This is a genomic window from Streptomyces sp. NBC_00009 (assembly GCF_045040855.1).
Classification (GTDB): Bacteria; Actinomycetota; Actinomycetes; order Streptomycetales; family Streptomycetaceae; genus Streptomyces; species Streptomyces aureus.
On the sequence record NZ_CP108312.1, the window covers coordinates 6,818,313 to 6,837,095 of the forward strand.

Consider the following 18,783-nt stretch of genomic DNA (forward strand, 5'->3'; position numbering starts at 1 on the left):
GGAGGGGTCAGAACTTGATCCCGCCGAGCAGGCCGGCCAGGCTCGCGCCTCCGGCCTTGATGCTCGGGGCGATGGCGGTCCCCGCGAGGTAGAACCCAAACAGGGCGCAGGTCAGGCCGTGCGATGGCTTGAGTCCGTCTTTGCGGAAGAAGAGGAAGGCGATGATTCCGAGCAGCACCACGCCTGAGATGGACAGGATCATTTGAGTTCTCCTGGTCGATGGGGACAGTCACCATGAGTTCTTCCAGGCTCACAGCATGTATCTATACGATAAAAGGTGCAAACGGGTGGAATATTCTTGATTTCACCCGTTCGGCAGGCGCCCGGTGAGCCTCCTGAGTGTGTGCCGTACCGCCGTCAGGGCTCTTCGTGATCTTTGCCTCGGTCGGCGCTGCTCATGTGCCGAACCGGGCAGTACTCTGTCGATTCACTCGTACGGCCGCACGGTCGTAGCACTCCGTATACGCAAAGGCGGTCTGTTCCGATGAGCGAAGTCCCCGACCCCGAGGTCGTGGAACTGGCGACCAAGATCTTCGATCTTGCGCGCCGGGGCGAGAGCGAACAGCTCGCCTCCTACGTCGACGCGGGCGTATCGGCGAACCTCACGAACGACCGTGGCGACTCCCTCGTGATGCTCGCCGCCTATCACGGGCACGCCGACGCGGTCCGCGCGCTCCTCGCGCGCGGCGCCGACGCCGACCGCGCCAACGACCGGGGCCAGACCCCGCTCGCGGGCGCCGTCTTCAAGGGCGCGGACGAAGTGATCCGGGCACTGCTGGACGGCGGCGCCGACCCGGCGGCGGGGACCCCGTCGGCGGTCGACACCGCCCGGATGTTCGGCAAGGCGGAGCTTCTGGAGCTCTTCGGCACTTCCTGAGACACCGGCTTTGACCAGCCAGAACGGGGGAGCAGGAAATGTGGTCGCGGCAGGAAGAACCGCTGGGTCATCATGACGACGTGATTTACGGACGCGACGGCGGGGCAGATGGTGCCACACCGCGTGGGCCGTGAACGGTCCGATTCGGGCCACAGACGAGAGGCAGAGGAAGATGGTCTACAGCAAGCAAGAGACGGCGGGCGCCCCGCAGTGTTGTCGCGCGGCCAGGTAGTGCAGTTCCCCCGGTTGCGTCGACGCTTGATGTGAGGCTGTTTCCCATGTTCGATCCGGTCATAGCGCCCAGCGGTACGCTGCTCGGCCTGCTGCAGAGGGGCCGCGGCGACGGCACCCTGCACGCGCTGACGGCGCCGCGCGCCGAAGCGCTCGCGGCTCTCAATCACTGTGTACTGAGCGACCCCCGCCACGACTGGCAGGTGGAGAACCGCTCGCTCTACTACGCCCGTCTCTACCTCGACCTCCACGGAGAGCTCGGGGAGATCGAGCGGCACCTCTTCGACCCCGACGACGTCCTCAATACGGACGAGTCACGCACGGGCCTCGCGCTCGCGGTCCTCGGCCACCTCGCCTCGTACGGCAGGCGCGACGCCCTGGAGCTGCTGCGCCGCTACGCCGCCTTCGGGTCCAGCTGGGCCTGGGCGCTCGACGAGCTGGCCCTGCGCGACGACGACGCGGGGCTGCGCGTGCTCGCCGCCCCCATCCTCGACAGATTCCCCGAGGACGCCGAGGGCGACGCCGAACTCGCCGCTGCCGTGCGCGACGCCTATGAACCGCGCCCCTGGCGGCTGTGGGCCGACGACCCCAGGGAAGCCATCGGCGCCCGCGTGCGCGCCGCCCGGGAACGCGGCTCCTTCGACCAGTGGCAGCGCCAGATGCGCCCCTCCGGGCCACGCCCCGGATGGAGCGTACGGGCCGTCTTCGACTGGGCCCAGGAAGGTCTCGAACGGGGAGCCGTCCTGTACGTGCCCGCCGCGCGCTGCCTGACCGCCGTCGCCGGACCCGGCGACAGGGCCGAGATCGTCCAGGCCGCGCTCACCGGGCACGACGGCGCCCGCAGCACGGCCCTGCGCTATCTCGCCGACGCCCATGATCCCGACGTACTCGATCTGATCGAGGCCGCTGTGGAGAGCCCCTCGCACGCCGTCGTGGACGCCGCCCTCGACGCCTTCGAACGCATGCGGACGGTCGCCTCCCTGGAGCGCGCCCGCCGCTGGGCCCCAAGGCCCGACGCCCTCGGCGCCGCCGCGGGACGCATGCTCGCCTGCCGAGGCGGCGCCCAGGACGCCGAACTGGTCCTGGCTGCACTGCGCGAGGCGGTGCGCGGCGAAGGCGCCGACGCACCGACACTGTGGCCCCTGGTCGACGGGGCCGGACGCCTCGGCATCGCCTGCGCCGCCCCCGTCCTGCGTCACGTCTACCGAGAGACCGCCTCGTCCCATCTGCGCGGCCACGCCGCCAAGGCCCTGGCCGCCACCGACCCGTCCTTCGCCGCCGGATTCGCCGTCGAATGCCTGTGGGACTGCGAGGAATCGACCCGCGAGGTCGCCGCGCGCCACGCGGAGACGGGCGACGCGCGCGTCGTGGACCAGCTCCGGAGACTCGCCGCCGACCCGGCCGAGGAGGCCGAGGTGCAGACCGCGGTGCGCAGCAGAATAGGACCGGACGCGACGGCTTTGTGACCGGCGGCTTTCCGGGAGGCAACGCTCGAAGGACGCTGCCTCCCGGCCGCCGGCGGGCGAGGGCCAACGCTCATGGGACGTTCCTCGCCAGGAAAGATCCACGTTGACGTGCCCACGCTCGACGCGACGACAACACCGGTATGCGTGTCGTCATCGTCACCGAGTCCTTTCCCCCCGACATCAACGGTGTGGCTCACTGCGCCCTGCAGACCGCCCGGCACCTCGCCGCCCGCGGCCACGACCCCCTCGTCATCGCCCCGGCCACCGCGCCGGGCCCTGACACCGACACCGACGCCCCCTGCCCCGTCATACGGGTGCCGTCCCTGCCCCTGCCGGGCTACCCGCAGGTCAGGGTGGCGCTGCCGAGCCGCCGGGTCGCCGCCGCCCTGGCCGCGCACGGCGCCGAACTCGTCCATCTGGCCAGCCCGTTCATCCTCGGCGTGCGCGGCATGGCCGCTGCATCACGGCTGAGGATCCCCGCCGTCGCCGTCTATCAGACCGACCTCGCCGGTTACGCGCGTACGTACATGGGGGCCGGTGAGGCCACCGCGTGGCGGCGGATCCGTAGCGTCCACGGTGCCGCCGACCGCACACTCGCCCCGTCCAGCGCCGCGGTGCGCGACCTGGAGGTGCACGGGGTGCCGCGCGTGCGGCTCTGGCCGCGCGGGGTGGACACCGTCCGCTTCCGGCCCGACCTGCGCGACGAAGCCCTGCGGCGCGAACTCGCCCCCAACGGCGAGCTGATCGTCGGCTACGTGGGCCGGCTCGCCCCGGAGAAACAAGTCGACTTGTTGGCAGGCGCGTGCGCCCTCGACGGCGTGCGCGTGGTCGTCGTCGGCGACGGCCCCAGCGAGCCCGGCCTGCGTGAGGCACTCCCCGGCGCCGTCTTCCTCGGCCGCCGCACCGGTGCCGAACTCGCCCGCATCTTCGCCTCGTTGGACATCTTCGCCCACACGGGCCCCTACGAGACGTTCTGCCAGACCGTGCAGGAGGCCATGGCCAGCGGCGTGCCGGTGATCGCGCCCGCCGCCGGCGGGCCGCTGGACCTCGTCGCGCACGGCCGGACCGGGCTCCTCGTCACACCCGGCGTCGCGGCCGCCGTGCGCGACGCCGTCTGGTCGCTTGCCGAGGACCCGCTGCGTCGCCTCGCCTACGGGGCAGCCGGCCGCAGCACGGTCGAAGGACGGACCTGGGAGGCCGTCGGCGACCAGCTGGTCGGCCACTACGAAGAGGTCCTCGACGCGCGGACGGCGGTGGCGGCATGAGCGGGCTGCGGATCGTGCGTCTCGCCAACTTCGTCGCGCCCGCTTCGGGCGGACTGCGGACCGCCCTGCGGGAGTTGGGGGCCGGTTACCGCGCCGCTGGGCACGAGCCCGTCCTGATCGTGCCGGGGGAGCGGGCCGGCGAGCACGAGAGCGCGCAGGGCCGCGTCATCACGTTGCCGGGGACGCTGCTTCCCGGCACCGGCGGCTACCGAGTCCTCACCGACCGGCGGCGCGTGGCCGAACTGCTCGAGCGTCTCGCCCCCGACCGGATCGAGGTGTCCGACCGTACGACCCTGAGGTGGACGGGGGAGTGGGCGCGGCGTGCCCGGGTGCCTGCCGTGATGGTGTCCCACGAGACGGCCGACGGCGTCCTGCGGACCTGGGGCCTGCCCGAGAAGGTCGCCCTGCGCGCCGCCGACGCGCTCAACTCCCGCACCGCGCACGCCTACGCGCGCGTGGTGTGCACGACCGAGTACGCCGAGCGCGAGTTCATCCGCATCGGGGCGCGCAACGTCGTACGCGCCCCGCTCGGCGTCGATCTGGAGCGCTGCCACCCGGGCCTGCGGGACCCTGCCGTGCGGGAGCGGTACGCGCGCGTGGGTGAGGTGCTGCTCGTCATGTGCTCCCGTCTGTCGGTGGAGAAGCGGCCCGGGACCGCGCTCGACGCGCTGGCCGCCCTGCGTCTCCGGGGGACGCAGGCGGTGCTTGTCATCGCCGGGGACGGGCCGTTGCGGGCGCGGCTCGAACAGCAGGCGCGCGCACGGAGGTTGCCGGTGAGGTTCCTCGGGCACGTCGCGGACCGCGGACAGCTTGCGGCGTTGCAGGCCGCCGCCGACGTGTGCCTCGCGCCGGGTCCCGCGGAGACGTTCGGGCTCGCCGCGCTCGAGGCCATGGCCTGCGGCACACCGGTGGTCGCCAGCGCGTCGTCGGCGCTGCCCGAGGTCGTGGGCCCCGCCGGGGGAGTCGCACAGGACACCGGTGAGGCGTTCGCCGTCGCGGTGACGGAGCTCGTCGCACGGCCCCGGGACGAACGCCGTGAGGCCGCACGCGCGCGTGCGGAGTGCTTCGGGTGGGGCGCCGCGGTGGACGCCTTCCTGCACGCGCATGACGCGGTACGGGTGAGGGCCGATGTGCCTCTCCGGGGGGGCGGCCGATGTAGCTCTCCGGGGGACGGGCGACGTTCCTCTCCCGGGGACGGTCGACGTGCCGATACGGGTGACCGGGCGGGATGCCGTATGAGCGCGGTCCTGCGGTTCGTCGCCCTCGGGGACTCCCTCACCGAAGGGGTCGGCGACCCGGTGGGCGACGCCTGGCGCGGCTGGGCCGAGCTGCTCTCCGCCGGGCTCGCCCCGGAGGGCACACCCGTGGAGTTTCACAACTTCGCGGTGAGCGGCGCCCAGACATCTGACGTCCTCGCCCGTCAGATGCCCCAGGCGCTCGCCCTGCGGCCCGACATCGCCTCCGTCCTCGTCGGCGTCAACGACACCCTGCGCCGCACGTTCGACATCCACGCCGTGGCGGCCCGCCTCGATCACGTGTACGCGGCGTTCACGGAACAGGGCGCGGTCCTGCTCACGGCGTGCCTGCCCGACCCCGGCACGATGCTGGGGCTGCCCGGCCTGCTCGGCCGGCCTCTCGCGAGGCGCCAGCAGGCGGTGAACTCGGTCGTCCACGCCCTGTCCGAGCGCTACGGCGCCGTGCATCTGCACGCGGCCGAGGGGGCATGGGTCGCCGACCGCTCCATGTGGAGCGCGGACCGGCTGCACCCCGGCGAACGGGGGCACCGGATGCTCGCCGCGCGGTTCCACGCCCTGCTCGCGGCCGACGGGCGCGCCCAGGGCACGTCGCCGTCGCCGCAGCCCGAACGGCCCGCGCCCACGCGCTCGGCGACCTTGCTGTGGCTCGCCACGGCGGGCACGGGCTGGGTCGCACGGCGGTGCACCGACCTGCTCCCCCAGCTCCTCACCCTCGCCGCGGACGAACTGCGCCACGGGGCGCGTGGCACCAGCGCCCGCCTCGACCTGCGGGCGTCCAGCTCGGTGGTCTCGGCGCTCGCGGCGCTGGCGGGCGGGGAACAGGCGGACGTGGCGTGAGGGGCGGACGGCGCGTGAGGTGACGTGGTAGTGGGCGGGTCCGGCCCCGGGGGTCGGTGGTCGCTGTGCGGTCTCCCGTCAGCGGCCCGCCGCCGGGACGAAACGGACCGGTGTGCCCGGGGTCGCCTGCGCCGCGGCGGGCAGGTCTTCCTGGCGTACGACCGCGACCACGGGATAGCCGCCCGTCGTCGGGTGGTCGGCGAGGAACACGACCGGCCTGCCGTCCGGCGGTACCTGCACGGCCCCCAGGACCATTCCCTCACTGGGGAGTTCGCCCTCCGACGCCCTGAGCAGGGGCGGGCCCTCCGTTCGCAGGCCGATGCGGTTGCTCGCCGACGACACGCGGTACGCGCGCGTGGTCAGCGTGCGCAAGGACGCCGCTGTGAACCAGTCCGCGCGTGGCCCGAGTGAGATCCGCAGCACCAACTCACGGGGCGGCCCCGGTTGCGGGGCCACGTCCACGCGCGCGTGCGCCGACGACACCGTGCCAAGAGGGAGCACCGCGCCGTCCGCGAGGGGGGCCGGGCCGAGCCCGGAGAGCAGGTCGGTCGACCGGCTGCCGAGGACCGGCTCGACGGCCACCCCACCGGCGAACGCCGCGTAACTGCGTACTCCGGAGAGCGCGGGTCCGAGGTCGAGGAGCGCGCCGGCCGGGACCCGTACGGGCGTGCCCCAGGCGACCGGCCGTCCGTCCACGGTCACCGTGCACGGCGCGCCCACCACGGCGACCGTCACCTCGCAACGCGGCCGTAGGGCACACCCGTTGAGGGTGGTCTCCAGGACGGCGGCCCCGGGCGGGTTGCCGACGAGCCGGTTGGCGAGGCGGGCCGTGGGGAGGTCGAGCGCGCCGGAGTGCGGCACCCCGAGATGCGCGTGTCCGGGCCGGCCCTCGTCCTGCACGGTGGTCAGCGCTCCGGCCCGGACGACGGCCATGGCACGGTCCGTCACTTGGTCACCTCCGGTACGAAGCGGACCAGGGTCCCCGGGGCGAGCAGCGCGGCGGGCACGCGCGCGTGGTCCCACAGCACGGTGTCCGTCGTCCCGATCAGCTGCCAGCCGCCGGGCGATGAGCGCGGGTACACGCCCGTGTAAGGCCCCGCGAGCGCCACGGAGCCTGCCGGGACGGACGTGCGCGGCGTCGACCGGCGCGGCACGTCGTAGCGGGCCGGTAGCCCTGTCAGATAGCCGAAGCCGGGCGCGAACCCGCAGAAGGCGACCCGGAATTCGGCTGCCGCGTGGATGCGCGGCACCTCCTCGACGGCAACGCCCCACAGCGCGGCGACGTCCGCCAGGTCGGGGCCGTCGTAGCGGACGGGGATGTGCACGGCGTCGTCCTTGCGCGGGGGCAGTGGCGGGAGCTCCCAGTGGGGCAGCTGTGCGGCGAGGCGGCCCGCGGGCTCGTCGAGGCCGTCGAGGAGGACCGTGCGGGCCGCGGGCACGATCTCGCGTACGCGCAGTTCGCCGGCGGCGCGGCGGCGCAGCAGCTCGGCGTGGAGCGCGGCGGCCTCCTCGCCTCCGGAGACCTCGACGAGCAGCGCGCGGTCGCCGACCGGAAGGGCCTTCATGCGAAGGCCTCCACCCGGACGCCCGCCGACTCCAGCTGCGCCCGCACCCGTCGGGCGAGGTCCACCGCGCCCGGGGTGTCCCCGTGCAGGCACAGGGAGCGCGCGCGTACCGCGATACGCGACCCGTCGTGCGAGGTGACCGTTCCGAAGCGGGCCAGGCCGACGGACCGCTCGACCACGGACTCGGGGTCCGTCACCACGGCGCCCTCGCTGCCGCGCGGCACGAGCGTGCCCCGCGCGGTGTAGGCCCGGTCCGCGAACGCCTCGGTCACCACGGGCAGTCCGGCCTCGCCGGCCACCTCCAGGAAGCGTGATCCGGGAAGCCCGAGGACGGGCAGTGCGTCATCCGCGAGTCGGACACCGTCGACGACCGCGCGGGCCTGTTCCTCGTCGTGGACGACACGGTTGTAGAGCGCTCCGTGCGGCTTGACGTAGGCCACGCGCGTGCCCGCCGCGCGCGTGAAGACCTCCAAGGCGCCGATCTGGTACGCCACTTCGGCCGCCAGCTCGTCGGGCGGCACGTCCATGGCGCGCCGCCCGAACCCCGCCAGATCCCGGTACGAGACCTGGGCGCCGACCCGGACACCGCGTTCGGCCGCGAGGGCGCACACGCGGCGCATCGTGGCCGCGTCCCCGGCGTGGAAGCCGCAGGCCACGTTGGCGCTCGTGACGACGGACAGGAGCTGCTCGTCGTCGGTGAGGCGCCAGCGGCCGAAGCCCTCGCCCAGGTCGGCGTTCAGGTCGATGGTCACCGCCGTCGGCGGGGCCTGCGTGGTCAGTGAGGTCATGGAACCCTCTTCTTCCGGTGGGGTGTTGCGGGATCAGGCGACGCGGTACTGCTCGTCGCGGGCGTCGGTCAGGAACATCCGGCCGGGCGCGTGCGTGATGGCGAACGGCGGCCGTGAGGCCATCACCGCGGCCTGGGGGGTGACGCCGCACGCCCAGAACACCGGGATGTCGCCCGGCTGCGGCGCGACGGGATCGCCGAAGTCCGGCCGCCCGAGATCCTCGATGCCGAGCCCGGACGGCTCACCGCAGTGCACCGGGCTGCCGTGCACGGCGGGCAGCAGCGCGCTCTCCCGGATCGCCGCCGCGAGATGTTCCGGCGGGACCGGGCGCATCGACACCACCATCGGCCCCCGGAGCCGCCCCGCGGGCCGGCACTGGCGACTGGTCGTGTACATCGCGACATTGCTGCCCTGTTCGATGTGGCGCATCGGCACACCGGCCTCGGACAGCGCCCACTCGAACGTGAAGCTGCACCCGATGAGGAACGACACGAGGTCGTCGCGCCAGTGGTCGACGACGTCCGTCGGCTCGTCGGCCAGAACACCGTGCTCCCACACCCGGTAGCGCGGCAGGTCGGTGCGCAGATCGGCGCCGGGAGCCAGCGGGGTGGTCCAGGCTCCCGCGTCCGTGACGTCGAGTACGGGACAGGGCTTGGGGTTGCGCTGGCAGAACAGCAGCATCTCGTAGGCCCAGTCGGCGGGAACCGAGATGAGGTTGGCCTGCGTGTGGCCGCGCGACCAGCCCGCGGTCGGCCCCGAGGCGCCGGCGCGGATGCGGGCGCGGGCCTCGGCCGGGCTCCACGCGTGCGCGTGGCTGTCGACGAGTTCCGTACCGCTCGCGGGCGAGCCGGGGGTGAGGGTCTCCGTGAGGCGGTCCTGCGTGCGGTTCACAGGAGCTCCCTTCCACGGGTCTCGGGCAGTCCGAAGAGGGCGATCACAGCGAGTGCGTACCCCACCGCACCGAAGATCAGGGCGCCGCCGACACCCCAGCTGTCGGCGAGGTACCCGACGAGCGTGGGGAAGACGGCTCCGACGGCACGCCCGGTGTTGTACGTGAAGCCCTGTCCCGTGCCGCGCACGGCCGTCGGGTAGAGCTCGCTGAGGAACGAGCCGAAGCCGCTGAAAATGGCCGACATGCAGAAGCCGAGCGGGAAACCGAGCACAAGGAGAAGGCCGTTGGCCCCGTCGGGGATGCTCGTGTAGGCGGCGATGCTCACCGCGGACAGCAACGCGAAGAGCGCGATGTTGCGCTTACGGCCGAGAAGGTCGGTGAGATAGCCCCCGGCCAGATAGCCGGCGAAGGCGCCGGAGATCAGGAACGTGAGATAGCCGCCGGTGCCGACGACGGTCAGGCCGCGCTCCGTCTTGAGGTACGTGGGCACCCAGGTGGCGAGCGTGTAGTAGCCGCCCTGGACACCCGTCGACAGGAGGACGGCGAACAGGGTGACGCGCCGCAGGCCGGGAGCGAAGATGGCCGAGAAGGAGCCCTTCTGCGCGCTCGTGTCCAGCTGTTCGGTCGCCTTGGGGGCGTCCTGCACCCGGCGCCGTACCCACAGGACGAGGAGTGCGGGCAGCGCCCCGGTCCAGAACATCACGCGCCACGCGAGGTCGTCGCCCAGGAACTGGAACACCAGCGTGTAGACGACCACGGCGAGTGCCCAGCCGACCGCCCACGCGCTCTGCACCGCCCCCAGGGTGCGGCCGCGGTTCCTGGCCGTGGCGTACTCGGCGACGAGGATCGCGCCGACCGCCCACTCGCCGCCGAAGCCGAGCCCCTGGAGGGCGCGGAAGACCAGCAGGGTCTCGTAGTTGGGGGCGAAGCCGCAGGCCACGGTGAAGACCGCGTACGTGACGACCGTGATCAGCAGGGCCTTCACGCGGCCGAAGCGGTCCGCGACGACGCCGGCCACGGCGCCGCCGATCGCGGAGACGACGAGCGTGACCGTGGTCAGCAGGCCGGTCTGGCCGCTGTCGAGCCCGAAGTACGCGGCCAGCGCGACCATGCTCAGCGGCAGCGTGAAGTAGTCGAACGAGTCGAGCGCATAGCCGCCGAAGGCGCCCCCGAAGGCGCGCCGGCCGCGCGGGCCGAGATCGCGCAGCCAGCCGAACGCGCCCTCGGAGGGCGGGAGTTCACCAGGGCGCGCGGGAGATGCGGTCGCTGTCGCGTCGGGCGGTGGGGTCGTGCTCATGGGCACCTCGCAGGAGGGGGATGGGTGCTTCCTGAGTGGGCTGAACCGATGGACGCGGAGCGTGGGGGGACCCGCGTCTGCCCGCCAAGGTAGAGGATCGTTGAACGATCCCTCAATACCCATGTTGTTTCGTTCTGGTATCTGCGCTTGAATTCGGGCGTGGCCGAACTGAACGGACTGGCGGACGACCGCGCGCTCCTGGGGCGCACCAGCACCGCAGAGCGGGTCGCGGACATCCTCAGGAGCCGCATCGCGGAGGGGTACTTCCCGCCCGGGACGCGGCTGTCGGAGGACAGCATCGGCGGCGCACTCGGCGTCTCGCGCAACACGCTGCGCGAGGCGTTCCGGCTGCTCACCCACGAGCGGCTCCTGGTGCACCAGCTCAACCGTGGTGTCTTCGTACGCGTACTCACCGTCGAGGACGTCGAGGACATCTACCTCACGCGCCGCCTCGTCGAGTGCGCCGTCGTACGCGGCCTCGGCCGGCCCCCGTACGACCTCGGTGCCGTGGCCGACGCGGTCGCCGACGGGCTCCGAGCCGCAAAGGCGCGGGAGTGGAAGGGCGTCTCCACCGCCAACATCCACTTCCACCGGGAGCTCGTGGCACTCGCGGGCAGCGCGCGGACCGACGAGCTGATGCGCAGCGTCTTCGCCGAACTGCGCCTCGCGTTCCACGTCGTGGACGACCCCCGCCGCCTGCACGAGCCCTATCTCGCCCGCAACAAGGAGATCCTCGAGACCCTGGAGGCGGGGCGCCGCGACGACGCCGAGCGGCTGCTCGCCCAGTACCTCGACGACTCCCGCGAGGGCCTGGTCGACGTGTACGGCCGACGGGTCGCCGAGGGCGAACAGCCGGACGGCTGACGGCCCGCGGAGGGCTCCGCACCCGGCGGCGCGGCGTCCGCGGGGCGTGCGGTCTGGGCGGTCGCAGGGCCTGCGGTGCGGGCGGTCGCTTCTGCGCCGTTTCGACCGTTGTCAGACCTAGGACCTAGTCTGTGCTCCGTGACTTCGCCTGCCACCACGGAATCCGTTCCGCCCCAGCTCAGCGCGGGGCCGCGGCCCGCACCGGGCCCGGCCGCCGACGAAGGGCTCGCGCGCCGCCTTCGCGCGCTCGCCTGCACCGCGCCGCTGCACGACCTCGACGTGCGCAAGGCCAATCTCGCGGGCGAGTACTCCGGATACGGCATGGCCGAGGTGGCGCTCTCCGCCATCGACCTCGTCACACTCAACATGGACTTCGACACGGGCGCCGACCACGAGCAGATAGTGGCCAGGCTCATCCCCCGCGTCGGCGCACAGGCCCCGCAGCGCCCCGTCGCCGAGCACGAGCGCGTGGCCCGCTGGGTCCTGGAGAACCTGATCAACGTCGGCAGCGTCGACCGCGGCTTCCGCGCCGTGTACGGCACGTTCGCGCCCGACGGCTCCTATGTCCGCAGGGACTACGACTTCAAGCTGATCGAGGAGGTCCCCGGCTACGGGGGCAGCGTCTACCTCCGCACCACGGACGAAGCGGTCAACGTCCTGGTGGGCGCCCTCGACACCGACGTCACCAGCGCCCAGATCGCCGCCGAGGTGAAGCTGGAGGTGCTGATCAGCCGCGGCCGTCTCGCCGACGCCCAGCTCGCCGCCGAGCAGGCCAGGTATCGGACCGTGCAGTACTCCGAGACCCTGCGAAGGGCCCTGGACGCGACCCGGAGGAACGTCCGAGCGGTGGACTGGCTGAACGCCGTCCCGGACATGATCGCCGAGGCGCTCGACCACGTCGCCGACCGGTACCGCCACGAGAACGCGATCCTCACGAACATCCGCAAGGCCCGCGACGAGTCCGAGGACCCCGAGCACAAGCGGCGGGCAGCCGAGCTCGTCGACATCGTCAAGGACTGCATCCGCCGCCACACGCAGCTCCAGTCCCGCCTCCTCGAAGCGGGCCCGCTGTTCCGCGCCGAGCAGGACCGGCAGGCCTTCGCCGCGCCGTCCGCGCGCGCGGGCCTCGATCTGTACGGGCAGCTCGTCGCACCCCTGCTGCCGCTGCCCGTCGAGCAGGCGGGCCGCGTCACCGACGCGTTCTTCGCGCGCGGCACGGGCATGCGGACGCCCGTGTCCGTACGGGTGGGGGACCTCATCGACATACTCCTCACGCCGCCCCAGGAGCGGGAGCACCTCGGCGTCGAGATGCCCGAGCCCGACCTGATCGCGACGCCCGACGACAGCCGCTTCAGCGAGGAGCAGCTCGCGAGCGCCATGGAGCTGCTCGACCTCCCCTCCGACGCGCCGCGACGGCTCTCCGGACTGCTCGCCGAGGCGCGCCGCCGCGACCCCGAACTGCCCTATCTGGTCGCCCTGCTGTCCGTCCACGCGGCCAGCCCGCCGGTCGGCACGGCCTACCGGCAGGGCGAGGAGAAGCTGCTGTTCGCCGTGGACGACGGCACCGAGCTCGACGACCCCGAGTTCGGCGGTGCCGACCTCATCGTCGGCACGGCCCTGCTGGACGCCGCGGGCATGGCGGCCGACCGGACGGAGGCCGCGTAGTGCCGATCTCAGCGCACCGGGCCTCCGCGCCGCACGCTTCCACTGACCTACACCCGAGCCTCGCAGCAGACCTGACCAAGGAGCACCAGCCGTGACCACCGATCACCCCGCAGAGCACGCCGCGTGGGGCGAGGCGGAGCCCTCCGAGGCTCCGGCGGCCGGCGCGCCCGTCACCCCGGCCGACGCCGCCGACGCGGCCCGGCTCGTGGCCTTCGGCCTCCAGCCCAAGCTGCAGCCCGCCCGCGACCAGGAGTACGCCGAGCTGCTGCGGCGCTACCGCGAGGACCCGCCGTTCGCGCGGCTCGCCGACGCCGTCGCCGCCGGGCTCGGCCTCGTCGTCCTGGAGGTCTCCACGCGCGCGGGGATGGCCGTGACCGCCGCCGAGGACTCCGTCTTCGCCGTCCGGATGGGCGACTACGCGCGCCGCACCTCCGCCGACGGAACCGACCGCTTCCTGCACGGCCTCGCGCACCTCGCCGTCGCCGCCATGGCGTTCCCGCGCCCCGAGGACCTCGCCGACGACGGGTACATCGGCCGCGTCACGGTCAACGGCGTGGACGCCTTCGTCCGCCAGGCCTGCCGCCGCCTGGAGGAGCGCGCCGAGGAGCAGGGCGAGAACACCGACCCGGCCTCCGACGCCCCGGGCCTCGAGGCCGCGTGGCGCATCTGGGCCCGGCGCAGCTCGACCGGCGCCACGAAGGACGCGCGCCGCCTCGCCGGATCCACCACCGGCATCGTCGGCAAGGCCGTCGCGTTCCTCACCGACTCCGGGTTCCTGCAGAGAACCGGCGACGACTCGGGCGGCACCTACCGCACCACGGCCCGCTATCAGCTCCAGGTCCGCGATCTGGCCGGCACCGCCGCCCTCTCCGAACTGGCGGACCTCGGCATCGTGCCCGTCACGGACGGCTCCGCGAGCCTCCTGCCGCCCGCGGACGAGGACGACGGGGAACTCGTGGCCGACGCAGGACTCCCCTTCCACTCCTGACCGGCCACGCACCACCGCCCCACGACGTACCGCCTTACCGACTTACTACGACGAGAGTCCGCCGCCATGTACGAGCTGTCCCGGATTCGCCTCTACTCCATCGGGCCCGCCGGTGCGCGCTACGCCGACACCGTCCTGGACCTGCGGGGCGTCGGCGAGCCCGTGCCCGACCCCGCGCCCACCCAGGCGGAGTTCTTCGAGGACGAGCCCGTCGGGCCGCCGCGCCGCCCCGCGCCCGCCGGCGTGCTCTTCCTGGAGAACGGTGGCGGCAAGTCGGTCCTCCTCAAGCTGATCTTCTCCGTGATGCTGCCGGGCCATCGGAACACGCTCGGCGGCGCCAGCTCCGGCGTCCTGCGCAAGTTCCTGCTCGCCGACGACTGCGGGCACGTGGCCCTGGAGTGGCAGCACACCCTCACGGGCGAGTGCGTCGTCGTCGGCAAGGTCAGCGAGTGGCGGGGGCGGCAGGTCTCGAACGACCCGCGGAAGTTCGCCGAGGCCTGGTACTCACTGCGGCCCGGGCCCGGCATGAGCCTGGACTCGCTGCCCGTCGCCGAGTCCTCTGCCGTACGGGCCTCGGCCGAGGGCGTCTCGGGCGCGCAGGGGCGGCGGCGCACCATGAAGGGCTTCCGGGACGCGCTCACGGACGCGGGCAAGGCGTACCCGCACCTCGAAGTGCACTGGGAAGAGATCCACGACCGGTGGAACGAGCACCTGGGCGACCTCGGCCTCGACCCCGAACTCTTCCGCTACCAGCGCGAGATGAACGCGGACGAGGGTGAGGCCGCCGGTCTCTTCGCCGTCAAGAAGGACTCCGACTTCACCGACCTGCTCCTGCGCGCCGTCACCGACACGCGGGACACGGACGGGCTCGCCGACCTGGTCAGCGGCTTCGGCAACAAGCTGGGGCGGCGCGCCGAGCTGATCGCCGAACGCGAGTTCACGGCCGGTTCCGTGGACCTGCTCGGCCGCATCGTGGACGCCGCGGACACCCGGGCACGCGCGCGTGACGTGCATGTCGGGGCCGAGCGCCGCACCCGCACCCTGGCCCGCAGGCTCGCCGCCCGCGCCACCCTGGAACGCGGCCGCGCCGCCGACCTCGCCCAGCAGGTCACGGCAGCCGCGCACACCGTCGGCGAGGCGGAGCAGGCCCGCGGCCGCAGCGCCCTCATCGCCTCCGAACTGGCGTACCGGCACGCCTCGTTGGCGCTCGCCGGAGCCGAGAAGGCCGCCGCCGCGCAGAAGCGCGAGCTGGCCGACGCGCGCACCCTGCACGCGGCCTGGCAGGCCGCCGAGGCCGTCCTGCGTCACCGCGCGGCCGCCGACCGCTCCGCGCGCGTGGCCGTCGCCATCCGTGAGGCCGAGCGGGACGCCGCCCCGGCCCTCGCCGCCCGCGCCAAGGCCGCCGCCGACCTCGTACGCGCCCTGCACGGAGCGGCCGAGAGCGCCGAGCAGCTGGCCAACGAGGGCGAGGAGCGTTCCGCCGCGCTCCAGGAGGCGGGCGAGACCGCTCACCGTGACGCGACCGTCGCCGCGACGGAGGCGCAGCGCGCCCGCAGCGAGGTCGGGCACCTGCGGCAGCGGCTCTCCGAGGTCGAGCAGGAGACCGCCGAGGCGGTACGGGCCGGCTGGCTCGACGACACGGCACCCGACGCCGACCCCGCGCGCGCGGCACTCGCCGCGAGCGACGCGGAGAAGACCACGGTCGCCGCCTGGGACACGGCGCGTGACGCCGCACGGCGCGCGAGCGAGCACGCCCGGGAGGCGGCGGGCGCCGAGGCCCGCGCCGAACTCACCGCGGCCCGCGCCGCGGACGCCGCCACGGCCGCCGAGAACGCGTACGGGGCCGAGCACCGCGCCGCCAATGCCCTCGCGCGCGAGGAGCGCGTCGCGGAGCTGCTCGGACTGTCCGGAGTCCCGCGGATCCCCGCCGCGGGGGTGCCCGCACCCCGGGACGCGGCGGCCGAAGGAGCCGCGACCGGGCACGCCCGCGTGGCGACCGTCCCCCGCGACCTCACCGAAACCCCGCTCACGGCCGAGGAGTTGGACCGCGCGGCCGACGACCTCAAGGCACTCCTCGACGACGGTGTCGCCTCCGCCGAACGCCAGCTGTTCGACCTGCGCACGGCCGCGGCCGACGACGCCCGCATCCTCGGCGCGCTCGGCGACGGTGGGCTCCTGCCGCCGGGACCCGACGTCCTCGCCACCGTCGAGTTCCTCGGCGAGCACGGCATTCCGGCCTTGCCCGGCTGGCGCTACCTCGCCCAGGCCGTCGACCCCGCGGATCACGCGCGCGTGCTCGCCGCACGCCCCGAGCTCGTCGACGGCGTCGTCATCACCGACCCCGACACGCACGCCCGGGCCCGCGAGGCCCTCGGCGGCGCCGCCCTGCTGCCCCGCTCCGCCGTAGCCGTGGGCACGGCGGCCGCCCTGCTCGCGCCGACACCCCACGAGGAGCCGGGCGATAGCGGCGTCTCTGGTGTCTTCGGTGTATTCCTCGTGCCGCCCAACCCGGCGATGCACGACGAGCACGCCGCAGACGAGGAGCGGCAGGCGCTGCGCACGCGCGCGACGGAGCGCGACGAGGAGATCCGCGCCCTGGCCGCCCGGCTCTCCAAGGACCGGGAGCTCGCCGCCCGGATCGGCTCGTGGCGCACCGGCTGCCCGGCCGGACGCCTCGCCGAACTGGCCGCCGCCGCACAGGAGGCACGCGCCTTCGCCGACGAGACCGAGGCCGAACTCGCCGAGGCCCGCACGGTCCGCGCAGAGGCCGACGAAACCTCGGTCGAGGCAACCCGCGTACGCGACGAGCGGCAGGACGCGGCCCAGCGCGCGCGGCGCGTCGCCGATGCCCTCGCAGGCCTCGCGTTCCGGCTGCGCGAGCGCGCCGGCTGGCAGGTCAAGCTGCGCGAACTCGCCGACGAGGCCGTCGAGTCGGAGGCACGCGCCCAGACGTGCCTGGAGCGCGCCCGCTCCGCCGACGAGGACCGCAGGGCGGCCCAGCGCGCCGCCGACGACGCCCGCCGTACCGCCCGCGCCCTGCGTGCCGAACGCGCGGAGATCGCCGGCGCCCCCGACGACGTACCGGCGGACCCGGAGCAGCCTGCTTCGGAGAGCGCCGCGCCGAAGCCGTCGCTGCCCGCGCTGCGCGAGGCGTACCGCGCGGCATCCCAGGTCTACGAGAAGGTCGGCGTCGGCGCCGACCTGCGCGCCGAGCAGGCCCGCGCGGAGAGCGACGAGAGCGCCGCGCTCGCCGAGCTCGACCGGCTCAGCAACAAGGTCCGCACCCGCGCCGCCCAGCTCCTGGAATCCCCCGACGGCTCCGACGGACCGTCACGGCAGGCCGCCGCGGCCCGCGCCGACGAACTGGTCCAGATCCTGGAGGCCCGCGTCTCCACGGCCAGCGAGCAGCTCGGACGCCTGCGCGGCGAGGCCGAGCGGCACGCGCCCGGGGACGGCGACGACGCCCACACCGAGCTGCCCGACGACCTCGTCCCCACCGGCGCCGAGCACGCCCAGACGCTCCTGCGCACCGCCACGGGCGAACTGGCCGCGCGTACCGACGCGTTGACCGTGGCACGCGCCGCCCACACCGAACTCCTCGACGCCCACCGCGCTGCCGAGGACGCGACCGGCGGCTTCGAGGAGACCGCCGCGCTCCTCAAGGACCTGCTGCGCGAACACCCCGACCGGCACGAGTCCGAGCAGGACGAGCCCGAGCCCTACCCCGGCACCCTCGAAGAGGCCCGGCACGCGGCGGCCGAGGCCCGGCGCTCCCTGCGCGGCTGTGCCGCCGACCTGTCCGCCGCCGAGGCCTCCGTGCGCGACGCGAGCGACATCCTCGTACGGCATGCGAACGCCACGCGCTACGAGCAGGTACGCACGCCGGCCCGGCAGCAGATCCGCGAGCTGCCCGCCTCGTCGCTGCCGGAGCACGCGCAGAAGTGGGCGGACGCCTTCGCGCCCCGGCTGCGCGTCCTGACCGACGAGCTGGAGCAGCTGGAGCGCAACCGCGACTCGATCGTGGACCGGCTGCGCGGACTCGTCGAGTCGGCGCTCGCCACGCTGCGCTCCGCCCAGCGACTGTCCCGCCTCCCGGAGGGGCTCGGCGAGTGGTCGGGCCAGGAGTTCGTGCGCATCCGCTTCGAGGAGCCCGACCAGGCGACCCTCGTGGAGCGGCTCGGTGAGGTCGTCGACGAGGCGACCCGCGCCGCCGTCAAGAAGAACTCCGACCTGCGCCGCGACGGCATGTCGCTGCTCCTGCGCGGCGTCGCCGCAGCGCTCCAGCCCAAGGGCATCGCCGTCGAGATCCTCAAGCCGGACGCCGTGCTGCGCGCCGAGCGGGTCCCCGTCGGACAGATGGGCGACGTGTTCTCCGGCGGCCAGCTGCTCACCGCGGCCATCGCCCTGTACTGCACGATGGCCGCCCTGCGCTCGAACGACCGGGGCCGCGACAAGCACCGGCACGCGGGCACGCTGTTCCTCGACAACCCGATCGGCCGCGCCAACGCCACGTACCTGCTCGAACTCCAGCGGGCCGTGTCGGACGCGCTCGGCGTGCAGCTCCTTTACACCACCGGCCTGTTCGACACGACGGCACTCGCCGAGTTCCCGCTGGTCATCAGGTTGCGCAACGACGCGGACCTCAGAGCCGGGCTGAAGTACATCAGCGTCGAGGAGCACCTGCGGCCGGGCCTGCCGCAGCAGGACCCGGCCGAGGAGACCGTGCACGGGGAGATCACGGCGACGCGCATGTACAAGCGCCCCGCGAGCCGGCCCAGTTAGAGAGCCAGTC

At 73.8% G+C, this 18,783-nt stretch carries 14 protein-coding genes and 1 pseudogene; 9 read left to right on the forward strand and 6 right to left on the reverse strand.

Annotation, left to right across the window (positions count from 1 at the left end; genetic code table 11):
- Window positions 1-7: 7 nt before the first annotated feature.
- Window positions 8-202 (reverse strand): hypothetical protein, encoded by a 195-nt coding sequence (locus OHA58_RS30870; protein WP_266668277.1) that lies wholly within the window; start codon window positions 200-202, stop codon window positions 8-10.
- A gap of 282 nt (window positions 203-484) precedes the next feature.
- On the opposite strand from OHA58_RS30870, the gene OHA58_RS30875 reads away from it, so the two are divergent.
- The 5 genes and pseudogenes from OHA58_RS30875 to OHA58_RS30895 all read left to right on the forward strand — a co-directional run bounded on the left by OHA58_RS30875 (window position 485) and on the right by OHA58_RS30895 (window position 5,932).
- Window positions 485-877 carry an ankyrin repeat domain-containing protein gene (locus OHA58_RS30875; RefSeq protein ID WP_405482824.1) on the forward strand — a complete coding sequence of 131 codons (393 nt, stop codon included), beginning with the start codon at window positions 485-487 and terminating at the stop codon, window positions 875-877.
- A 278-nt stretch (window positions 878-1,155) separates the two neighbouring features.
- Window positions 1,156-2,574 carry a HEAT repeat domain-containing protein gene (locus tag OHA58_RS30880; RefSeq protein ID WP_405482825.1) on the forward strand — a complete coding sequence of 473 codons (1,419 nt, stop codon included), beginning with the start codon at window positions 1,156-1,158 and terminating at the stop codon, window positions 2,572-2,574.
- A gap of 140 nt (window positions 2,575-2,714) precedes the next feature.
- Window positions 2,715-3,839 (forward strand): glycosyltransferase family 4 protein, encoded by a 1,125-nt coding sequence (locus OHA58_RS30885; protein WP_405482826.1) that lies wholly within the window; start codon window positions 2,715-2,717, stop codon window positions 3,837-3,839.
- A pseudogene (locus tag OHA58_RS30890) lies at window positions 3,836-4,966 on the forward strand (glycosyltransferase); the annotation flags it as partial. The gene OHA58_RS30885 and the pseudogene OHA58_RS30890, both read left to right, overlap by 4 nt.
- Window positions 4,967-5,074: 108 nt before the next feature.
- Window positions 5,075-5,932, forward strand: a complete 858-nt coding sequence (locus tag OHA58_RS30895) for an SGNH/GDSL hydrolase family protein (RefSeq protein ID WP_405485259.1) — start codon at window positions 5,075-5,077, stop codon at window positions 5,930-5,932.
- A 78-nt stretch (window positions 5,933-6,010) separates the two neighbouring features.
- On the opposite strand, the gene OHA58_RS30900 is transcribed toward OHA58_RS30895, so the two are convergent.
- The 5 genes from OHA58_RS30900 to OHA58_RS30920 are packed head-to-tail and all read right to left on the reverse strand — an operon-like array spanning window position 6,011 to window position 10,474.
- A complete protein-coding gene (locus tag OHA58_RS30900) occupies window positions 6,011-6,880 on the reverse strand; it encodes a biotin-dependent carboxyltransferase family protein (protein ID WP_405482827.1) in 870 nt (289 codons plus the stop codon).
- Window positions 6,877-7,497 carry an allophanate hydrolase subunit 1 gene (locus tag OHA58_RS30905; protein ID WP_405482828.1) on the reverse strand — a complete coding sequence of 207 codons (621 nt, stop codon included), beginning with the start codon at window positions 7,495-7,497 and terminating at the stop codon, window positions 6,877-6,879. Before OHA58_RS30905 ends, OHA58_RS30900 begins: the two co-directional genes overlap by 4 nt.
- Window positions 7,494-8,285: a LamB/YcsF family protein gene (locus tag OHA58_RS30910; protein ID WP_405482830.1), complete on the reverse strand. Its 792-nt coding sequence runs from the start codon at window positions 8,283-8,285 to the stop codon at window positions 7,494-7,496. The genes OHA58_RS30905 and OHA58_RS30910 overlap by 4 nt, the downstream gene beginning before the upstream one ends.
- 33 nt (window positions 8,286-8,318) lie before the next feature.
- A complete protein-coding gene (locus OHA58_RS30915) occupies window positions 8,319-9,176 on the reverse strand; it encodes a putative hydro-lyase (protein WP_405482832.1) in 858 nt (285 codons plus the stop codon).
- Complete coding sequence (locus tag OHA58_RS30920) at window positions 9,173-10,474, reverse strand: MFS transporter (RefSeq protein WP_405482833.1); 1,302 nt, start codon at window positions 10,472-10,474, stop codon at window positions 9,173-9,175. Before OHA58_RS30920 ends, OHA58_RS30915 begins: the two co-directional genes overlap by 4 nt.
- 159 nt (window positions 10,475-10,633) lie before the next feature.
- On the opposite strand from OHA58_RS30920, the gene OHA58_RS30925 reads away from it, so the two are divergent.
- From OHA58_RS30925 to OHA58_RS30940, 4 genes are all read left to right on the forward strand, one after another.
- On the forward strand, window positions 10,634-11,338 hold the full coding sequence (locus OHA58_RS30925) for a GntR family transcriptional regulator (protein ID WP_405482834.1): 705 nt from the start codon (window positions 10,634-10,636) through the stop codon (window positions 11,336-11,338).
- Between the two features lie 138 nt (window positions 11,339-11,476).
- On the forward strand, window positions 11,477-13,003 hold the full coding sequence (locus OHA58_RS30930; RefSeq protein WP_376541420.1) for a hypothetical protein: 1,527 nt from the start codon (window positions 11,477-11,479) through the stop codon (window positions 13,001-13,003).
- A 91-nt stretch (window positions 13,004-13,094) separates the two neighbouring features.
- Window positions 13,095-13,991: a hypothetical protein gene (locus tag OHA58_RS30935; RefSeq protein ID WP_405482835.1), complete on the forward strand. Its 897-nt coding sequence runs from the start codon at window positions 13,095-13,097 to the stop codon at window positions 13,989-13,991.
- A 66-nt stretch (window positions 13,992-14,057) separates the two neighbouring features.
- Window positions 14,058-18,773 (forward strand): hypothetical protein, encoded by a 4,716-nt coding sequence (locus OHA58_RS30940; protein WP_405482836.1) that lies wholly within the window; start codon window positions 14,058-14,060, stop codon window positions 18,771-18,773.
- Window positions 18,774-18,783: the final 10 nt, after the last annotated feature.

Excerpts from the sequence above, each read along its gene's own strand:
- OHA58_RS30870 (WP_266668277.1), bottom strand. The coding sequence starts at position 202 with ATGATCCTGTCCATCTCAGGCGTGGTGCTGCTCGGAATCATCGCCTTC.
- OHA58_RS30875 (WP_405482824.1), top strand. The coding sequence starts at position 485 with ATGAGCGAAGTCCCCGACCCCGAGGTCGTGGAACTGGCGACCAAGATC.
- OHA58_RS30880 (WP_405482825.1), top strand. The coding sequence starts at position 1,156 with ATGTTCGATCCGGTCATAGCGCCCAGCGGTACGCTGCTCGGCCTGCTG.
- OHA58_RS30885 (WP_405482826.1), top strand. The coding sequence starts at position 2,715 with ATGCGTGTCGTCATCGTCACCGAGTCCTTTCCCCCCGACATCAACGGT.
- OHA58_RS30895 (WP_405485259.1), top strand. The coding sequence starts at position 5,075 with ATGAGCGCGGTCCTGCGGTTCGTCGCCCTCGGGGACTCCCTCACCGAA.
- OHA58_RS30905 (WP_405482828.1), bottom strand. The coding sequence starts at position 7,497 with ATGAAGGCCCTTCCGGTCGGCGACCGCGCGCTGCTCGTCGAGGTCTCC.
- OHA58_RS30910 (WP_405482830.1), bottom strand. The coding sequence starts at position 8,285 with ATGACCTCACTGACCACGCAGGCCCCGCCGACGGCGGTGACCATCGAC.
- OHA58_RS30920 (WP_405482833.1), bottom strand. The coding sequence starts at position 10,474 with ATGAGCACGACCCCACCGCCCGACGCGACAGCGACCGCATCTCCCGCG.
- OHA58_RS30940 (WP_405482836.1), top strand. The coding sequence starts at position 14,058 with ATGTACGAGCTGTCCCGGATTCGCCTCTACTCCATCGGGCCCGCCGGT.